The 18,859-nt window shown below is 68.6% G+C and carries 17 protein-coding genes; 9 read left to right on the top strand and 8 right to left on the bottom strand.

What is annotated here, in order from left to right; translation table 11 throughout:
* Positions 1-6 precede the first annotated feature (6 nt).
* On the top strand, positions 7-1,740 hold the full coding sequence (locus tag ASE35_RS00890; RefSeq protein ID WP_057162690.1) for an alkaline phosphatase: 1,734 nt from the start codon (positions 7-9) through the stop codon (positions 1,738-1,740).
* A gap of 743 nt (positions 1,741-2,483) precedes the next feature.
* Here the strand turns inward: ASE35_RS00890 and ASE35_RS00880 are convergent.
* On the bottom strand, positions 2,484-2,906 hold the full coding sequence (locus ASE35_RS00880) for a CopD family protein (RefSeq protein WP_056172728.1): 423 nt from the start codon (positions 2,904-2,906) through the stop codon (positions 2,484-2,486).
* Positions 2,907-3,008: 102 nt separating this feature from the next.
* Here ASE35_RS00880 and ASE35_RS00875 point away from each other — a divergent pair, with 102 nt between their 5' ends.
* Both ASE35_RS00875 and phaZ read left to right on the top strand, forming a co-directional pair.
* A complete protein-coding gene (locus tag ASE35_RS00875) occupies positions 3,009-3,602 on the top strand; it encodes a class I SAM-dependent methyltransferase (protein ID WP_057161528.1) in 594 nt (197 codons plus the stop codon).
* A gap of 100 nt (positions 3,603-3,702) precedes the next feature.
* A complete protein-coding gene (gene phaZ / locus ASE35_RS00870) occupies positions 3,703-4,947 on the top strand; it encodes a polyhydroxyalkanoate depolymerase (RefSeq protein WP_056176353.1) in 1,245 nt (414 codons plus the stop codon).
* 912 nt (positions 4,948-5,859) lie between these two features.
* Here phaZ and ASE35_RS00865 read toward each other — a convergent pair.
* Entirely contained in the window at positions 5,860-6,780 is a 921-nt protein-coding gene (locus ASE35_RS00865; protein ID WP_057162688.1) for a sensor domain-containing protein, read from the bottom strand.
* The gene (locus ASE35_RS00860) at positions 6,777-7,142 is read right to left on the bottom strand and encodes a PadR family transcriptional regulator (RefSeq protein WP_056172722.1); all 366 of its coding nucleotides are present in this window, start codon (positions 7,140-7,142) and stop codon (positions 6,777-6,779) included. The genes ASE35_RS00865 and ASE35_RS00860 overlap by 4 nt, the downstream gene beginning before the upstream one ends.
* Before the next feature lie 137 nt (positions 7,143-7,279).
* Here ASE35_RS00860 and ASE35_RS00855 point away from each other — a divergent pair, with 137 nt between their 5' ends.
* Positions 7,280-7,741 carry a DUF1579 family protein gene (locus tag ASE35_RS00855; RefSeq protein ID WP_057162687.1) on the top strand — a complete coding sequence of 154 codons (462 nt, stop codon included), beginning with the start codon at positions 7,280-7,282 and terminating at the stop codon, positions 7,739-7,741.
* 132 nt (positions 7,742-7,873) lie between these two features.
* On the top strand, positions 7,874-8,746 hold the full coding sequence (locus tag ASE35_RS00850) for a peptidylprolyl isomerase (protein WP_235567164.1): 873 nt from the start codon (positions 7,874-7,876) through the stop codon (positions 8,744-8,746).
* A 20-nt stretch (positions 8,747-8,766) separates the two neighbouring features.
* Here ASE35_RS00850 and speG read toward each other — a convergent pair whose 3' ends face one another.
* Entirely contained in the window at positions 8,767-9,315 is a 549-nt protein-coding gene (speG, locus tag ASE35_RS00845) for a spermidine N1-acetyltransferase (RefSeq protein WP_057162685.1), read from the bottom strand.
* Between the two features lie 127 nt (positions 9,316-9,442).
* Here speG and ASE35_RS00840 point away from each other — a divergent pair, with 127 nt between their 5' ends.
* A complete protein-coding gene (locus ASE35_RS00840) occupies positions 9,443-9,739 on the top strand; it encodes a hypothetical protein (protein ID WP_056172712.1) in 297 nt (98 codons plus the stop codon).
* Between the two features lie 137 nt (positions 9,740-9,876).
* Here ASE35_RS00840 and ASE35_RS00835 read toward each other — a convergent pair whose 3' ends face one another.
* The 4 genes from ASE35_RS00835 to ASE35_RS00820 form a co-directional block, all read right to left on the bottom strand.
* On the bottom strand, positions 9,877-10,773 hold the full coding sequence (locus ASE35_RS00835) for a DUF2785 domain-containing protein (RefSeq protein ID WP_082611058.1): 897 nt from the start codon (positions 10,771-10,773) through the stop codon (positions 9,877-9,879).
* Positions 10,774-11,592, bottom strand: a complete 819-nt coding sequence (locus tag ASE35_RS00830) for a DUF4349 domain-containing protein (RefSeq protein ID WP_057161435.1) — start codon at positions 11,590-11,592, stop codon at positions 10,774-10,776.
* A gap of 131 nt (positions 11,593-11,723) precedes the next feature.
* Positions 11,724-12,116, bottom strand: coding sequence for a hypothetical protein (locus tag ASE35_RS00825; RefSeq protein WP_057162684.1), 393 nt, complete (start codon positions 12,114-12,116; stop codon positions 11,724-11,726).
* Positions 12,117-12,298: 182 nt separating this feature from the next.
* The gene (locus ASE35_RS00820; RefSeq protein WP_057162683.1) at positions 12,299-14,932 is read right to left on the bottom strand and encodes a TonB-dependent receptor; all 2,634 of its coding nucleotides are present in this window, start codon (positions 14,930-14,932) and stop codon (positions 12,299-12,301) included.
* A 622-nt stretch (positions 14,933-15,554) separates the two neighbouring features.
* Between ASE35_RS00820 and ASE35_RS00815 the strand changes: the two genes are divergently transcribed.
* The 3 genes from ASE35_RS00815 to fdhD are packed head-to-tail and all read left to right on the top strand — an operon-like array spanning position 15,555 to position 18,855.
* Complete coding sequence (locus ASE35_RS00815) at positions 15,555-17,825, top strand: FdhF/YdeP family oxidoreductase (RefSeq protein WP_057162682.1); 2,271 nt, start codon at positions 15,555-15,557, stop codon at positions 17,823-17,825.
* Positions 17,822-18,058 (top strand): helix-turn-helix domain-containing protein, encoded by a 237-nt coding sequence (locus ASE35_RS00810; protein ID WP_056172693.1) that lies wholly within the window; start codon positions 17,822-17,824, stop codon positions 18,056-18,058. Before ASE35_RS00815 ends, ASE35_RS00810 begins: the two co-directional genes overlap by 4 nt.
* Positions 18,055-18,855, top strand: coding sequence for a formate dehydrogenase accessory sulfurtransferase FdhD (gene fdhD, locus ASE35_RS00805; protein WP_057162681.1), 801 nt, complete (start codon positions 18,055-18,057; stop codon positions 18,853-18,855). The genes ASE35_RS00810 and fdhD overlap by 4 nt, the downstream gene beginning before the upstream one ends.
* The last annotated feature ends 4 nt before the right edge of the window (positions 18,856-18,859 follow it).

Here is an 18,859-nt window from a genome sequence, read left to right as displayed (position 1 = left end):
CCCGAGATGTCCCGTACGCGCACCGCCTGCCTCGCCCTCGCCGTCACCCTGTCCCTCAGCGCCTGCGCCAGCTCGGCGCCACCGCGCGCCGCCAGCGGCGCCGCCGCCGTGGGCGCCGCGACGCTCGCGGTCGACGTGCCCACCATCCGCCATCCCCAGGACGAAACCCCGCAGTGGTGGTTCCGCGACGGCGCCAGCCAGGCCGCCGCACGCGGCGCGATGGGCGGCAAGGCCAAGAACGTGATCCTGTTCGTCGGCGACGGCATGAGCCTGACCACGGTCGCCGCCGCACGCATCTACGAAGGACAGAAGAAAGGCGGCCCGGGCGAGGAGAACCGCCTGAGCTGGGAGCGCTTCCCCTCCACCGCGCTCAGCAAGACCTACAACACCGACTCGCAGACCCCGGACTCGGCCGGCACCATGAGCGCCATGGCCACCGGCGTGAAGACGCGCGCGGGCGTGCTCAGCATCGGCCAGCAGGCCGCGCGCGGCAGCTGCACCGGTGCCCTGGCCGCGCCGATCCTGAGCCTGTGGGAACTCGCCGCCGGCAGCGGCCTGGCCACCGGCGTGGTCACCACCACCCGCGTCACCCACGCCACCCCGGGCGCGACCTTCAGCCATTCGGCCGACCGCAACTGGGAGAACGACGCCGACCTGCCCGAAGACGCCAAGACCGCCGGCTGCCACGACATCGCCCGGCAGATGATCGAATCGCCCTACGGCAACGGCCCGGACGTGCTGATGGGCGGCGGCCGCACCAACTTCATGACCGTCGAGCAGCGCGATCCCGAGTACGACGACAAGGTCGGCCAGCGCCTCGACGGCCGCGACCTGATCGCGAGCTGGAAGCAGCACCACCCCGACGGCAGCTACGTCTGGAACGCCAAGCAGTTCGCGGCCGCGCCGGCCGGCAAGCCGCTGCTGGGCCTGTTCGAACCCGACCACATGCAGTTCGATCACGACCGCCCCAAGGACGGCGCCGGCGAACCCAGCCTGGCCGAGATGACCCGCGCCGCGATCGCGCGCCTCAACCGCCTCAGCGCCGACAAGGGCGACAGCGGCTGGGTGCTGCTGGTCGAGGGCGGCCGCATCGACCACGCCCACCACTACGGCAACGCCTACCGCGCGCTCACCGAAACCGTCGCCCTCAGCGACGCGGTGCGCGCGGCCAGCGAAGCGACCTCCGCCGACGACACCCTGATCCTGGTCACCGCCGACCACTCGCACACCCTCAGCTTCGTCGGCTATCCGGTGCGCGGCAATCCGATCCTGGGCAAGGTGCGCGGCACCAGCGGCGAAGACGGCGACGCCGCCGACTACGCGCGCGACTCGCTGGGCATGCCCTACACCACCCTCAACTACAGCAACGGCCCCGGCTACGTCGGCGCCAGCGCGCAGCAGCCCGAAGGCCCCAAGCGCTTCCTGCACACCGCCAGCGGCACCCAGCAGGCCGAGCACGGCCGCCCGGATCTGACCAAGGTGGACACCGAAAATCCCGACTACCTGCAGGAATCGCTGGTACCGACCAGCAACGAATCCCACGGTGGCGACGACGTCGGCATCTGGGCCCGCGGCCCCGGCAGCGACGCGGTGCGCGGCAGCGTCGAACAGAACACGATCTTCCACTTCATGCTGCAGGCCATGCCGAAGCTGCGTGCGGCACTGTGCGCCAAGGGCGACTGCGACGCGCAGCAGGTGCCGGTGACGCTGCCCAAGCCGGAAGATTTCAAGAGTCGCTGAGAGTCTCGCGGCGCATCGGGGGCACTCCCCGAACCCAGCCTGACCGCATCGCGGTCGGGCGTTGGGTGCAACGCGAGTCGATGGCGCGCGAGTGTGCACGCCACCCGTTTTCGTGGGGATGACAACCAAAGGCGTCCTTAGCTTCGATGGCCACTACGCGCGCACCTGCGGTTCCGTCCTAAAGGCACTGGATCCCCGCCTTCGCGGGGATGACGGCAAAAGCAGAGCCGAGCTGTACCAGCGGTTGCGGTTGCCGTTGCGGTTGCGGTTGCGGTTGCCGTTGCCGTTGCCGTTGCGGTTGCGGTTGCAGTTGCAGTTGCAGTTGCAGTTGCAGTTGCCGCGGCATTTGAATCCAAAAGCAACGCACTCACCCGACCAACCGTAGACCCGTAGGGCGGCGCGCAGGACGCGCGCCGTTTTTCGAATGGACAGGGATGTCCATTCGAAAAATCCCGGCGAAAGCCCAGAACTCGCAGGGGAGGGTTGGTCACGCTAGCCCTTCTCTTTGGTTACGTTCTCTTGGGCTAGCAAGAGAAAGTGACCCGCATGCGCAGCAGGCGGAAGCCGTTGACCTTCGTGAAGAGCAGATGCAAAGCCAAGCAACAGCAAATCCTCCCCAACCCTCCTTTTACAAAGGAGGGAGCTAAGAGCTAAGAGCTAAGAGCTAAGGGCTAAGGGCTAGGAGCTAAGAGCAAGCGGTCGGCATTCGGTCGCACACGAACCTGCGGTTCGTACGCGCGCGCCTAGAACGGCTTGGCCAACACCAGATACACCACGCCGACCAGCAACAACACCGGCAGCTCATTGAACAAACGCAGCGTCCTAGAGCTGGGCAGCGCCCGCCCCTTATCGACCCCCTTGAGCCAGCGCCCGGACACGATGTAGTGCCCCAGCATCAACACCACCAGCGTCAACTTGGCATGCAGCCACTCACCGGTGATGCCGAAATGCAGCCATAAGGTCAGCCCCAGCAGCGCCGCCAGCCCGAACATGATGTGGCCGAAGCGATACAGGCGCCGGCCCATCAACACCAGGCGCGCCCGCACCGCCGGCTCGTCGCCGACTTCGGCCAGATTGACCAGGATCCGCGGCAGATAGAACACCCCGGCCATCCACGCCATCACGAACACGACATGGGCGGTCTTGGTCCAGAAATACGCATTCATCGCAGGCTTCCTGTGGGTGGCGGTTGCGGGCCGGGCGCGCGGCCGCGCTAGGATGCCACGCCGCCGCCCGCGGACGACGCCACCACCCCCACGCAGGACACGATGAGCAAACAGTACGACCGCGACTACTTCCAACGCTGGTACCGCGACCCCGAGATCGGCGGCCGCGCGCGCCTGGAGCGCAAGGTCGCCCTGGCCGTGGCCAGCGCCGAATACCATCTGGAGCGCCCGATCCGCAGCGTGCTCGACATCGGCGCCGGCGAGGCCGCCTGGCGTGCGCCGCTGCTGAAGTTGCGCCCGAAGCTGCGCTATCTGGGCTTCGACAGCAGCGAGTACGCGGTCGCCCGCCATGGCGCGCGCCGCAACCTGCACTACGCGCATTTCGGCGATTTCGAGACCCTGCGCCCCTGCCCGCCGGTCGACCTGCTGGTGTGCAGCGACGTGCTGCACTACCTGACCCCGCGCGAACTCGAACGCGGCCTGCCCGGGCTGGCCGAGCTCTGCGGCGGGGTCGCGTTCCTGGAGACCTTCACCCGCGAGGACGGCGTCGACGGCGATACGGTCGGCTTCAAGCGCCGCCCGGCCCGCTATTACCGCGAACGCTTCCAGGCGGTCGGCTTCGCCCCGCTGGGCTCGCACCTGTGGCTGGCCCCCGGGCTGCGCGAAGGCGCGGCCGCCCTGGAAACCGCGGGCTGAACGCCGACCCCGGCTTAACCCCGGGTCCTCCGCTATCGGCTATGCTGCGCCGCAGCAAACCGCCGTTCGCTCACCGTCGTTCCTGGGGATCCGCCCGATGCTGCTTTACCAGATGCACGAACTCGGCCGCGCCTGGCTGGCGCCGATGACCTACTGGGCCGATGCCGGCTCCAAGATGTTCGCCGCCCCCGGCAGCTGGCTGTCCACCGTGCCCGGCGCCTCGCGCGTGGCCGCGGGCTACGAGTTGCTGTACCGGATCGGCAAGGACTACGAGAAGCCCGAGTTCGGCATCCACTCGCTGCAGATCGACGGCGACACCTACCCGGTGATCGAGCGCGAGATGAAGCGCAAGCCGTTCTGCCGCCTACTGCGCTTCAAGCGCTACGCCGACGACGCCGACAACATCGCCGAGCTCAAGGACGATCCGCCGGTGCTGGTGGTCGCGCCGCTGTCGGGCCACCACAGCACTCTGCTGCGCGACACCGTCAAGACCCTGCTGCGCGACCACAAGGTCTACATCACCGACTGGATCGACGCGCGCATGGTGCCGGCCAGCGAGGGCGCCTTCACCCTCGACGACTACGTCGCCTACATCCAGGAATTCATCCGCCTGATCGGCGCCGAGAAGCTGCACGTGATCAGCGTCTGCCAGCCGACCGTGCCGGTGCTGGCGGCGGTGTCGCTGATGGCCGCGCGCGGCGAAACCACGCCGCGTTCGCTGGTGATGATGGGCGGCCCGATCGACACCCGCGAAAGCCCGACCCAGGTCAACGACCTGGCCGTGCACAAGCCGCTGTGGTGGTTCGAGGGCAACCTGATCCACCACGTGCCGGCCAACTACCCCGGCAGCGGCCGTCGCGTGTATCCGGGCTTCCTCCAGCACAGCGGCTTCGTGGCCATGAATCCGGAGCGCCACTTCCAGTCGCACTGGGATTTCTATCAGGACCTGCTCAAGGGCGACCTCGAGGACGCGGCCTCGCACCGGCGCTTCTACGACGAGTACAACGCCGTGCTCGACATGCCGGCCGAGTACTACCTCGACACCATCCGCGTCGTGTTCCAGGAACATCTGCTGCCGCGCGGCCTGTGGGACGTGGCCGGCGAGCGCGTGAACCCCGCCGCGATCGGCAAGACCGCGCTGCTGACCATCGAAGGCGAGCTCGACGACATCTCCGGCCAGGGCCAGACCCGCGCCGCGCACCGCCTGTGCACCGGCATCGCCGAGGCCGACCACCAGCACATCGAGGTCAAGGGCGCGGGCCACTACGGCATCTTCAGCGGCCGCCGCTGGCGCGAGCAGGTGTATCCGCAGGTACGCGACTTTATCGCCAAGTACGCGGCGTAAGGGCTAGCGACCCTCCCCTCTCTTCCGCTGTGCGGGAGAGTGGACATAACGAAGGCCCGGCGGAGCGATCCATCGGGCCTTCGCTTTTTCGCCATGCGCATGCCACGACAACCGCATCATCCGCATGCTGGCTACCCCGCGACGATGCGGTTCGCTTTCGCTCACCGCATCCTACGACAGGCAATTGCGGATCGGTTGTTCCCGCCTCTTCCTTGCCGTTGCTGTTGCTGTTGCTGTTGCTGTTGCTGTTGCTGTTGCTGTTGCTGTTGCTGTTGCTGTTGCTGTTGCTGTTGCTGTTGCCGCGGCATTGAAGTCCAAAAGCAGCGCACTCACCCGACCAACCGTAGACCCGAAGGGCGGCGCGCAGGACGCGCGCCGTTTTTCGAATGGACAGGGATGTCCATTCGAAAAATCCCGGCGCAGGCACCGAACTCGCAAGGGNAGGGCGGCGCGCAGGACGCGCGCCGTTTTTCGAATGGACAGGGATGTCCATTCGAAAAATCCCGGCGCAGGCACCGAACTCGCAAGGGAGGGTTGGTCACGCTAGCCCTTCTCTTTGGTTACTTTCTCTTGGGCTAGCAAGAGAAAGTAACCCGCATGCGCAGCAGGCGGAAGCCGTTGACCTTCGGTCAGAAAAGGCGAAAGAAAAGCAACAGCAAATCCTCCCCAACCCTCCTTTTCCAAAGGAGGGAGCTACAAGCAGGAGCCTGCCGGCATTCAGCCGTGCTTGAACCTGCGGTTCGTAAGCCGCACGGCTTCACCCTTTGATAAAGGAGGGAGTCAAAGGCAGAAAAGCCTTCGCTGAGGCCTCACCCTTTGTTGGGTGGGTTAAGAGGGACTCGCTTAACCTCAAAAACGACGAAGGCCTGGCGGATCGATCCGCCAGACCTTCGCGTTTTACCTACGCTCCGCTCAGTTGTACTGCGAAGACTTCACCAGCAGATGCTTGGCCAGCGCACCGTGGAAGATCGCGACGCCGCGGGCGATGTGCAGGGTCACGAACAGCAGCACGATGCCCAACGCCACCGCCAGCGGCCAAGTCCAGGGCTGCGACTGCGAGGCCAGATTGACGCCGTCGATCCAGATCGTACCGTTGCTGCCGAACAGCAGCGCGATCGGCGCCAGGATCAGCGACAGCGACACGCTCAGGCCGGTCACCGCGATGGTGAAGTAGAGGATGCCCAGCGGCATCATCAGCAGCATGTACAGCAGCGTGCCCCAGGTGCGCGGATCGACGAACATGTCCTTGATGCGGTCGAACAGCGGCTTGCCGCGTCCGCTGTACAAGGGCCTGCGCGGCATGCGCTCGCCCAGCATCACCTCGACCAGGCGCCCCTCGACCAGCGACAGCACCCGCACCGAGCCCAGGAACAGGATCACGAACGGAATGCCGATGATCAGCAATGCCAGGCCCGCCGACAGCGAGGCGCCGGTGACCACCCAGGTGAAGTAGAAGATGCCGGTGGCCAGCGACAGCAGCATGTAGAACAGCGCCGCGTAGGTGCGCGGCTCGGCGATCACGCCGAAGAACTGGCCCAGCGCCGACTTGCGCGGCTGCGGCCGCGGCGTGCGCAAGGCGGTCTGCACGGTGACCTCGGTGTCGCGGTAGATTTCGGCGACCTCGTCGGGCGCGCCGTAGCTGCCGGCGACCGAGGCGATCACGTCGGCCTCGCTCTTGCCGGGATTCTCGGCCATCTCCGAGCGCAGGTATTCCTCGGCGTCGTACAACGCGTCCTGGACCAGGGCCGGGTCGGCGCCGCCCAGCGCCGCGCGCAAGCGCTCCAGGTAATCGGGGATCGAAGTCGGAAGCGGAGTGGCGTGGCTGGCGTTCATACGGACGGTCCTTCAAGGACGGAATCGACGGAATCTCGGGTGGCGCGCCAGGCCGCGGTCCATTCGTGCAGGACCTCGCGACCGGCGTCGGTAATGCGGTAGTAGCGGCGCGGCGGTCCCGACACCGAGGGCTCGACGTGGCTGTCGAGCAGGCCCGCGGCGCCCAGGTTGCGCAGCACCGGATACAGCGCGCTCTGCTTGCCGCTGAGCACGCCCTCGCCTTCGCGCTCCAGGCGCTTGGCGATCTGATAGCCGTACATCGGCTCCTGCGCGCCGCCGAGCACGGCCAGCAAAGCCAGCGACACGGTGCCGGCGCTGAGCTCTTTCTGGAACTTGCGGAGATGGAGTTCTAGGTCGGTCATGGCCCGGTCCTACTAGCTTGGTGTCCACAGTAGTGCGAACTTCGCTATACCGCGCATGCCATTAGTAACTAGGCCTTACTACCGCTCCAGATCGGCCGCCGCGCTACCCTGCCGGTCCCGCCGATACGGAGTCCGCCATGGACCTGCCCCGCCCCGGTCCCGCGCATGCGCGGCTGATGCGTCTGGCCGGCCGCTGGAGCGGCGAGGAGCAGCTTTCGCCCTCGCCCTGGGGCCCCGGCGGCCGCGCGATCGGACGCAGCCAATGCCGGCCCTCGCTGGACGGCATGGCCTTGATCCAGGACTACGAGGAGGAGCGCGACGGCCAGGTCGTGTTCCGCGGCCATGGCGTGTTCCTGGTCGAACCCGGCAGCCAGGCCGTGCTGTGGTGGTGGTTCGACAGCATGGGCTTCCCGCCCGAACCCGCGCGCGGCGACTGGGATGGCGAGGTGCTGCGCTTGGAGAAGACCACCGCGCGCGGCGAGGCGCGCTACCGCTACGAGTTCGACCAGGATCGCTACCGCTTCGTGATCGAGAACCGCTTTCCGGGCCAGGACGAGTTCACCGAATTCATGCGCGGCGACTACACTCGCTCGACCTGAAGGGGAGATCCTACGATGCGTTCGAAGCCGTACTCGTCCAAGCCCTCGGCGTGGCTGTCGCCGCTGCTGATCGCCGCGACCCTATCCCTGCCGCTGGCCGCCGCGGCCGCCGGCGCGGCCAAGCCGCGCTCGATGCAGGAGATCCTCGACGCCACCAAGCCCACCGACTGGCGGGCGCTGGATCCGCGCGACACCCTCTACCTCAATCTGCCGCGCGGCCGCGTGGTGATCGAGCTGGCGCCCGACTTCGCGCCCGCCCACGTCGCCAACATCCGTGCGCTCGCGCGCAACGGCTATTGGAACGGGCTGAGCATCAACCGCTCGCAGGACAACTTCGTCGTGCAATGGGGCGATCCGGCCGAGGACGACAAGAGCCGCAAGCCGCTGGGCAAGGGCACCAAGGCCAAGCTGCCGGCGGAATTCGCGCGCAGCAGCGACAAGCTGCCCTTCCACGTCCTGCCCGATCCGGACGGCTGGGCGCCGCAGGTCGGTTTCGCCGACGGTTTCCCGGCCGCGCGCGATACCTCGGCCAAGTCGGCCTGGCTCGCGCATTGCTACGGCATGGTCGGCGCCGGCCGCGACGTCGCCGCCGATTCCAGCAACGGCACCGAACTGTACGTGGTGATCGGCCAGTCGCCGCGCCAGCTCGACCGCAACATCACCGTGGTCGGCCGCGTGGTCCAGGGCATGGAGCTGCTGTCGGTGCTGCCGCGCGGCACCGGCGCGCTGGGTTTCTACGAGAATCCGGCCCAACGCGTGCCGATCGCCTCGATCCGCCTGGCCGCCGACCTGCCCAAGAAGGATCGGGTCGGGATCGAAGTGCTGCGCACCGACAGCGCCGCCTTCGACGAGATCATCGAGTCGCGCCGCAACCGCCGCGACGAGTGGTACAAGCAGCCGGCCGGCCACATCGACCTGTGCAACGTACCGCTGCCCACGCGCGAAGTCAGCGAAAAGGCCCCGGCCGCCAAGCCCGCCAAGCCCGCCAAGGGCAAGGCCAAGTAAGCTGCGCGCCGCCGCGACGCTCAGGCGTCGCGGCGGTGGTTCAGCACCTGATGCTGGAACAGACACATCCGCACCACGCTGCGGTAGCGGCCGTCGCTGAAGAATTCGTCCACCAGCACGCCCTCGCGCTGGAAGCCCGCGCCCTCGTAGATCGCGATCGCGCGCAGGTTGTCCACGTCCACCAGCAAGTACAGCTTGTACAGGTTCAGCACCCGGAACGCGTAGCTGATCGCCAGCCGGGTCGCCGCACGCGCATAGCCGCGGCGCTGCTGCTCGGGCGAAATCATGATCAGGAACTCGCCGCGCCGATGCAGGTGGTCGATCTCGACCAGCTCGACCAGGCCCACGCGTTCGCCGTGCGCGTCCTCGACGATGAAGCGGCGCTCGGACTGATCGTGGATGTGCTTGCGGAACAGTTCCTCCAGCTCGACGAAGGACTCGTAGGGCTCCTCGAACCAGTAACCCATCACGCTGCGATTGTTGTTGAGCTGATGGACGAAGTGCAGGTCGCTGCGCTCCAGCGGACGCAGGGTCACCGACGGCGCGGGGGCGGATTCGCTCGTGTTCATGCGCGCACCCTACTCCATCGCCGTGGACGCCGGATGACGCGCGCGCGGAGCCGATTCCGCGCCGTCACATGGCCTTAGCCCGGCCGCGCCTAGCCTCGTTTCTGCTCTCCCGCGATAGGAACCAACCATGCCCCTGCTGCGACTGCGCGTGACCGGTAGCGAAGACGATGCCCGCGCCATCGGCAACCTCCTGGTGAGCCTGGACGGCATCGAACACGTCGAGGAAGTCGCCGACCTGATGCCGCGCATGGACGACTCCGATTCCAGCTCGGCCGGCCTGCCCGACGACCGCGGCCCGGGCACCCACGAGCTCGAAATCGACGCCCCCAACCGCGCCAGCGCGGAGAAAGTGCGCGAGGCGGTGGAGGCGCTGGCGTTCGATCTGGATGTGCTGGTCGAGTTCGAGAGCGAAGAGGAGCGCTGACCCAGCTGGCGCAGCTTTGCGATCTGTTCTTGGCGAGCGCTGTCGAGACATGAGCGGCGGGGTCGCGCGACTCAAAAGCAAATCCCCCTCACTCCCCCCTTTCCAAAGGGGAAGACAAACGGGGCTGTCGCTCCCGGTCAGCGCATCGCTTTGAGCGCCGCGGTCGCGCCCGGCAGCAGCACGCGCAGGCGCGCATCGTCGGACACGTCGGCGCTGACGTAGATCGCCTGCAGGAACGCGAGCAGGTCGTGGCGGCGCGCCAGCCAGGCCGGGTCGCGGTAGGCCAGCTTGGCATCGCCCAGGCGTGCCGGCAGGCCGGCGAACCACGCCGTCCATTGCGCCTCGTCGCGAAAACCGCGCCGCGCCGCGTACAGCACCGGCGCCGCCAGACGCTCGGGCTCGCCAAAGACGTAGGCATGCCCGCTTTCGGGCACCGCCTGGGCCGCGACCGCATCGACGATCGCGGCCAGTTGGGCGTCGTCCAGCGCCGGATTCAAGCTCAATTGCATCAGCCAGTCGGCGCCATGGGCGACGCCGTGGCGCCAGCCGTTGCGCGCGTCGTAACCGCGATAGTCGCGCACCGAGGTTTCGTAACGCACCGCGCGCGCGACCATCGTCGCGCGCTCCTGCGCGCTCATCCAGGCCGCGACGCGATCGGTGCGCGCGACCTCGGCCAACACCAGGGCCGCGAACGGATGCACATAGCCTTCGCCTTCCGGCCCGTCCAGGCGGAAGTACAGAAGGTCGCTCAATCGGCGCAGCGCCGGAGCCGGCAAGGCACCCTTGCGCATCCAGGCCGACAAGGCCTCATAGGCGATGCCGTCGCGCAAGGTCGGATCGGGATCGCCGAGACAGAACACCAGCCCCTGCGCCAACGCCTCGAGGCGGACCGGATCGGCGAGCGCGAATTCCTCGCGCTTCAAGGTCTCCAAGGCCGCGCGGTCCCAGCCCTGCGGGGGACAAGCGAAGGACGGCGACGCAGCGGCGTATCCCGGCGCGGCGAGCAGCAGCAGCCAGCACGCGACGGCGCGCACTCAGGCCGCCTTGCGGCCGCGTCGGCGCAACAGACGCAGCAACCACAGCGCGCCCAGCACCACCACGCCCAAGGGCAGCAGCACCGCGAAGGCGCGGATCATCCAGGCCACCACGCCGGTCACGATCGCGCCGAAATCGCCCAGGGCCTGGCCGATCTCGCTGCGGTTGGCCTGCGATTGCGGCGCGTTGAAGCGCAGCGTGAGCAACTGGGTGTCGACCCGGCGCTGCTGCTGCGCGCCTTCCTGCTGCGCGCCCTGCAACTGCGCCTCGATCTGGGCGATCTGGGTCGAGAGCACCATCATGTCCTGGATCTTCAGATCGTGGCGGCCCTGGAACTCCAGCAGCCGCGCGTGTTCCTTGCGCAGGCGATCCTGCAGCAAGGTGTTGTCGCGCATCACCACGGCCAGATCCTCGGCATGGGTGTTGCGGCTGGCGATCTCGTCGCCCTTGCCGGCCAGCGCGATCAGCGGGTCCACGCCCGCGGGCACCACCCGCACCTGCAGGCTGGCGCTGGGGACGTCGCCGCCCTGCTGCTGCAGGCCCAGCACCGCGCAGGGACCGAACTTGCCGCCGTTGCAGGCGTCCTGGGCCGCGCGCAGGCGCTTGGGTATCTCGGCCGCCTCGATCTTGAGGTCGACTTCGTGCTCGTAGGCCAGCTTCACGCCCAGATCGGCGGCGCCACCCGCCGCGCGGCCGGGCGAAGCGGCGGTGCTTTCGGGCGAGGCGGCGGCCGCCTCTTCCTGCGGCGCATGTTTGCTGCAAGCGGCCGCGGCCGCCAAGGTCAAGGCCAACGCGGCCGTGGTCCAAACGCTGCGCATCGCGATTCTCCCCGAGCCCCCTGTGGGCTGGGCCGACTATGACATCGCCGCGATGGGCGCCACCAGCGGGGGTGACGCCCGACGTTCAGCGCGCCGCAAGCCGGCCCTGTCGCGACGGTCGCTCGGCCCGATTACGCCGGAGGCCGGGGAATGTTGATGACCTGCGGGTCGCATTCGAACGACTGTCCGGTCTTCTCGTCCTCGACCGTCACGCCGAAGTAGATCGCCTGCGCGGTCCTGTTCTGGGCATCTAGCTGCAGCGAGCGGTTCTGGATCCCCAGGGTCGCGTACTCCGGCGCCGCCCTGTTGTCGTTGCTGATGCGCACCGAGCGCATTTTGAAGCGCGCCGCCGTGCTGGGCACGAACACCACGTCGATGGTGCCGGCCTGGTCGATCTCGTAACTGGCGCGGTCGAAACCGCAGACGTAAGCCGCGTCGGGCGTATGCGGAAAGCCCTGGTTCTCGCCTACGTGGGTAACGGAAAGAAAGATGGTGAGGATGATGCCGCCAACCGGGTCTGCCATGACCTGCTCCTTGTCGGTACTGCCGTTGGGTTTCCTGTCCACGCGGACTGGAAACCGGTCCGTCGCGCGCACCCCGGCGGGTACGCGCGACGCCGGCCCATGCTAGCAACGAGGCATCGCAGCCGCTGCCGACCCGCGCCGCGAAGCACGGGCCCGCAAGCGCCGGTCCTGCATCGGCCGCCTCAGAACCGGTGCTTGAAGCCCACCGTCACGAACCGCCCCAGCCCGTCGTACTGGGTGATGTCGTAGGGCAGCGCGCCGCCGGCCGGATCGAACGGCGGATCGCGGTCGGTCAGGTTCTGCACCGACAGGTACAGCGTGCTGTCGCGCAGGCCTTGGTAAGCCAGGTACAGATCGAAGGTGTGGCTGTCGCCGACCTTGCTGCGCAGGCCTGGGTTGCTGCGCGCGTCCACCACCTGCTGGGCATAGCCGCCGATGTAGCGCCACGACAGCTGCGCGTTCCAGTCGCCGCGGTTCACGCCCAGCGAGGTGATGCCGCGCCACTTCGGCAGCGCGCCGAAGCGGTTGCCGCCCGCGCCTTCCAGCGCCGCCTGACCGGCGACCTGCGGCTGTTCGTAGCTGAGCAATCGGGTCCAGCTGCCGTCCAGGGTCCAGTCGGTCGCGCCCGCGTGCCAGACCTGGCGGCCCTCGATATCGAAACCGGTGGTGGTCAACGTGCCCTGGTTGGCGTAGCGGTTCTCGATCAGCTGCAGGCGGCCCTGCGCATCGCGGGTGACGCGACCGGGATAGGCGGTCGGGTTCGACACGATCGCCTGCAGGCTGTCGGGCCCGATCAGATCGCGTTGGCGGATGCGATACAGGTCCACGCCCAGGCTGGTGTCGGCGCTGGGCGACCACAGCACGCCGAGATTGACGTTGCTGGAGCGCTCGGCGTCGAGATCGGGATTGCCCGCACGCAGGATGGTCACGCCGCGCGAACCGCCGGGCTGCACCGGATCGTAGGGATCGATCACGCTGCCGTAGCTGATGGTGGTGCTCTGCGCGATCTCCGGCAGCGACGGCGCGCGGAAGCCGCGCGAGGCGTTGAGGCGCAGCAGCCAGTCCTCGTTGGGCTGCCAGCGCACGCCCAGCTTGGGCGAGAAGGCGCTGCCGAAGTCGCTGTAGTGATCGCCGCGCCCGGCCAGTTGCACCTCGACCGTGTCGAAGGGCTTGAGGCTGAACTCGACGAACGCCGCCGAGACCCGGCGCTGGCCGTCGATCAGATTGATCGCCGGGCGCAGCTCGGTGCCCGACAGCACCTGCGGGCTGGTGCGCGCGTCCTGGGCCTCGTCGCGGAATTCCACACCCGCCGCCACGCCCACGTCGCCGGCGCGCCACTGCCAGGGGAAGCCCGACACCTTGGCGTTGACCGTGGCCAGGCGATAGGTGCCGGGGCGACGCGTGGACAAGCGCAGGGTCTCCAGCGCGCCGGGCGTGCGGCCCGGGTTCAAGAAGTCGTAACTGCCGTCGGCCAGCACGCGCTCGAACGCGTAACGGTCGACGAAGTTGCGCACGTACTCGCGCTGGCGGCTCTCGGAATAGTTGGCCGCCAGCTCCCAATCCCAGACCTCGCCGCGTCCGCGCAGGCCAACCAGGGTGCGCTGGAACTGCGATTGGTTGATCTTGTAGCGCGGGCCCAGGTCGAGGAAGGTGGTTTCGAACGGCGTCGGCACGCCGTAGGGATTGTTCGGATGCCCCACCGGCAGCACCACCGGGATATCGACCAGGCGCCCGGTGTTGCGATCGTAGGCGCGCAGGCCCGCGCCCACCGACAAGGGCGCGCCGAAGTAGGCGCCGTTGTGGCTGGTGCTGTAGAGCAGCTCGGCGAAACCCTGCACCGAATCGTTGAACCAATAGTCGCCGGCCAGCGAGGCCTGATAGCGCTCCGCGTCGGGCAGCAGGGTGCGATAGGGCTGGGTGTTGAACGCGCAAGCCTCGCCCGGCAGCGGGCTGCCGAAGTCGGCGTAGGGCCGCGCCACGGTGCCAGGCTGGCAATTTGGGAAACGCTGCGGCGCGCGCGGGTTGCTCAAGTAAGCGCCGCCCTGGGTGGACCAGCCGGCGAGCCGGCCGCCCGGCTGATCGCGGTAGTCGCCATCGCGGGTCAGATCGCGTTCGTCGGCATCCAGGCGGCCGCGGTCCAGCACGTCCAGACTGAAACGCAGGCTGTAACCGTCCTTGTCGGGATCGCCGACGCCGGCGCGCAGGCCCAGACTGCGCTGGTCGATGCCGCCCTCGGTGGCGGCGCCGTAGGCCGCGTCCAGCTCCACGCCTTCGATCTTGCGGCGCAGGATGATGTTGACCACGCCGGCGATCGCATCCGAACCGTACAGCGCCGAGGCGCCGTCCTTGAGCACTTCGATGCGCTCGACCGCGCCCAGCGGCAGGGCGTTGAGATCGACGAAATTGTCCTGGGTGTTCTGGGCGAAACCATAGGCCGCGACACGATAGCCGTTGACCAGCACCAGGGTGTTCTTCTGGCTCAGGCCGCGCAGCGACACGCCCGCCGAACCGTTGGCGAAGCTGCCGGTGTACTGCTCGTTGAAGCTGTTGCCGCTGTTGGCGGTGAGGCTGCGCAACAGATCCGACACGGTGACCTTGCCGCTGCGCTCGATCTGGGCGCGGTCCAGCACCAGCACCGGATTGACGCCGGCCTCGTCGCTGCGGCGCAGGTTGGTGCCGGTGACCTGGACCGCGTCCAGGGTGACGCCGGCGTCGGCGGCGGCTTCGTCGGCCTGCGCCAGCGGCGCGGCCAGGGCCAGCGCCAAGGCCAGGATCAAAGGTCGGCGGCGCGGGGAAGGCGAAACGGAAAACGACATGCAAGCACTCCAATAGACGGACAAGGAAAGGCAAGAGAGACGAAAGGTCCGTCCGTAGCGGCACGCCGCAGCGCACCCGCGCCACCACGCGTGCGGCGCGACCTGGGAGAGGGAGAGATGGCCGCGAGTCGAATGCGCTCGCGTGCCGCTCCGGACGGTGAGCGGTGGCAGGCTCAGCCCGTGACGGGCATCGCCTGCGATCTACACCGGGCGACGCGGTCGCGCGGCGGAGCGATGAGGAGGCGGCGCGCAGGCAGCGCGCGGAGATCGAAGTGCGGGGTCATGCGGAACTCGTGCGGGGACGGCGGCGTTACGGAAGGCAGGTGTCGCGCTCAGCGACGACACGACTCCGTACAGCGCAGGGCGCCCGCCGGCAGGCGGCGCAAACGCGGGTTCACAGGTCCGATGACGATCACGGTTCGCAGGTCTTGCTCGATGCCGCGACAGGCGGCGGTGGAGAATTTGTTGCATCGCCGCATGCGAGCGTCAAGCCGGGCTTTCGACGCATGCCGCGGCTCGCGACACGCCATGCCGGGATTTCCAAACGAAGCCTGAACGTGCGGCGCGCGCGAGCCGGTCGGCTATGCTGCACGCGAGGCCACGGCCCGATCAGCGAACCACGATGTCCGACGACAAGCCCATCGACCACTACGACAAACCCGCCGGCGGCTGGGATGCCCTGCGCAGTTCCTGGCAGGCGCTGCGCGACCAGCAGGTCGTGATCAAGGGCGCCGGCACCCTACTCAAAGCCAATCAGCCCAAGGGTTTCGATTGCCCGGGCTGCGCCTGGCCGGACCGCAACGCGCACTCGACCTTCGAGTTCTGCGAGAACGGGGTCAAGGCGGTCGCCAACGAGGCCACGTCCAAGCGGGTGACGCGCGAGTTCTTCGCCGCCCACAGCGTCGCCGAGCTGGCCGACATGGACGATCGCGCGCTCGAGGCGCAGGGCCGGCTGACCGAGCCGATGTCCTATGACCCCATAAGCGATCGTTATGTGCCGATAGCCTGGGAACAGGCGTTCGCACGCATCGCCGGGGCCCTGCAAGGCCTGGACAGCGCGAACGAAGCGATCTTCTACACCTCCGGACGCACCTCCAACGAAGCTGCGTTCCTGTACCAGTTGTTCGTACGCGAGTACGGCACCAACAACCTGCCCGACTGCTCCAACATGTGCCACGAGCCCTCGGGCGTGGCCCTGACCGAACAACTGGGCAGCGGTAAGGGCTCGGTCACCCTGGACGACTTCGAACGCGCCGAGGCGATCTTCGTGTTCGGCCAGAACCCGGGCACCAACCACCCGCGCATGCTCGGCGAGCTGCGCAGCGCGGCCAAGCGCGGCTGCCGCATCGTCGCCTTCAATCCGCTGCGCGAACGCGGTTTGGAACGCTTCGCCGATCCGCAGTCGCCCACCGAAATGCTCAGCGGCGGCAGCACCCGCATCGCCAGCGAGTACTACCAGCCGCGCATCGGCGGCGACCTCGCCGTCGCCACCGCGCTGGCCAAGCAGGTGGTCGAGGCCGGCGCGGTCGACCAGGCCTTCGTCCACACCTATACCCGCGGCTACGACGCCTTCGCCGACGCCCTGCGTGCGACCCCGTGGCCGGCGCTGGAGCGCGAATCGGGCCTGAGCCGCGAACAGCTGGAGCAGGCCGGTCGCATCTACATCGACAGCCGCGCGACCATCCTGTGCTGGGGCATGGGCATCACCCAGCACCGGCGCAGCGTGGCCACCATCCAGATGCTGGCCAACCTGTTGCTGCTGCGCGGCAACATCGGCAAGCCCGGCGCCGGCCCCTGCCCGGTGCGCGGCCATTCCAACGTGCAGGGCGACCGCACGATGGGCATCTACGAACAGCCCTCGGCGCGCTTCCTGGACAAACTCGGCGCGGCGTTCGGCTTCGCGCCGCCGCGCGAACACGGCTACGACACCCTGGCCGCGATCGAGGCCATGCGCGACGGCCGCGGCAAAGTGTTCTTCGCCATGGGCGGCAATTTCGCCGCCGCCACGCCCGACACCGGCCTGGTCTACGAAGCGCTGCGCAACTGCGCGCTGACCGTGCACGTGAGCACCAAGCTCAATCGCTCGCATCTGGTCCACGGCCGCGAGGCCCTGATCCTGCCCTGCCTGGGCCGCACCGAGATCGACCTGCAAGCCACCGGCCCGCAGGCGGTCACGGTCGAGGATTCGATGAGCATGGTGCACCTGTCCTCGGGCATGAACCCGCCGGCCTCGCCGCAGCTGCTGTCCGAGCCCGCGATCGTCGCCCGCCTCGCCGCCGCCACCCTGCCCGACAGCGCGACGCCCTGGCTGGCCCTGGTCGAGGACTACGACCGCATCCGCGAGCGCATCGCCCAGGTCGTCGACGGCTTCGAGGATTTCAACCGCCGCGTGCGCACGCCCGGCGGCTTCCATCTGCGCCATCCGGGCCGCGAACGCGAATTCCCGACCGCGACCGGCAAGGCGCAGTTCTTCGTGCATGCGCTGGCCGACGCCGACGCGAGCGCGCCGGCCCTGTTGCAGCTGATGACGGTGCGCTCGCACGATCAGTACAACACCACCGTCTACGGCCTGGACGACCGCTACCGCGGCGTGCACGGCCTGCGCCGGGTCTGCTTCATCGGCCGCGAGGACCTGGAAGCGCTGGCGTATGCCGACGGCGATCTGGTCGACATCACCTCGGTCTGGGACGACGGCCGCGGCGGCATCGAGGAGCGCCGGGTCGAAGGTTTCCGCCTGGTCGAATACGACATTCCGCGCGGCTGCCTGGCCGCCTACTTCCCCGAGACCAATCCGCTGGTGCCGCTGGGCAGCCATGCCGAACGCGCGCGCACGCCGGCGTCGAAATCGATCCCGGTGCGACTGAGCCGCAGCGCCGTCGCCGTCGCGCGATGAGCGAGGACCCCGCCCTGGACTTGCTGCGCCTGTTGGCCGAGGAAGACCGCCAATCCATCCATCGCGTCGCCAAGCGCCTGGGCCTGGGACTGAGCGAGCTGCAGCGCCTGCTGGCCGCGCTGGGCGACGACCCGCGCTACGACGGACTGGACCTGATCGTGCAGCAGCGCGAGGGCGAGCGCGTGCTGCTGGCGCTCACCGACAAGGGCCGCCGCCTGTGCGGCCAGGCATGAACGACGCCCTGCATTCGGTGCGCACCCTGCGCCTGCACGGCGACGCGCGCGGCGAACATGAGGACGCGGTCGTGGTCGAAGCGCCGGTCGCGCTGCTCTACAACGGCCTCGCATTCGCGGTGATGATGGCCACGCCGGAATCGCTGGAGGATTTCGCGCTCGGCTTCGCGCTCAGCGAAGGCATCGTCGCCGCGCCGCAGGAGTACCGCCTGGTCGACGTGGTGCGCAGCGAGGCCGGCGTCGCCCTGCATGGGGCGATCCCGCAATCGCGCTACGACACCATCGCCGACCGCCGCCGCAACCTGGAGGGCCGCAGCGGCTGCGGCCTGTGCGGGGTCGAATCGCTGCGCGAAGCGGTGCGTCCGGTCGCGCGCGTGGACAACCCCCTTCGCGTCGGTCGCGCCGAGATCCGCGCCGCCCTCGACGCGCTGGCCGCACAGCAACCCTTGAACGCGCGCAGCGGCGGCGTCCACGCCGCCGGCTTCGCACACCCCGACGGCCTGCTGGTGCGCGAGGACGTCGGCCGCCACAACGCCCTCGACAAGCTGATCGGCGCGATGGCGCGCTCGGCGCCCGCGCTGGACCCGCGCACGGGCTTCCTGGTCATGACCTCGCGCGCGTCCTACGAACTGCTGCACAAGGCCGCCACCGCCGGCATCGGCCTGGTCGTGGCGATCTCGGCCCCCACCGACCTGGCCATCCGCACCGCCGATGACGCCGGCATCACCTTGGCCGCGTTCGCGCGCGGGGACTCGTTGAACGTCTACACGCGGCCCGAGCGCATCGTCTCGGACTGAGGAG

Source organism: Lysobacter sp. Root916 (assembly GCF_001429785.1).
Classification (GTDB): Bacteria; Pseudomonadota; Gammaproteobacteria; order Xanthomonadales; family Xanthomonadaceae; genus Lysobacter.
Note: the sequence above shows the minus strand (reverse complement) of the source record. Positions and strands in the feature narration are given on the sequence as shown.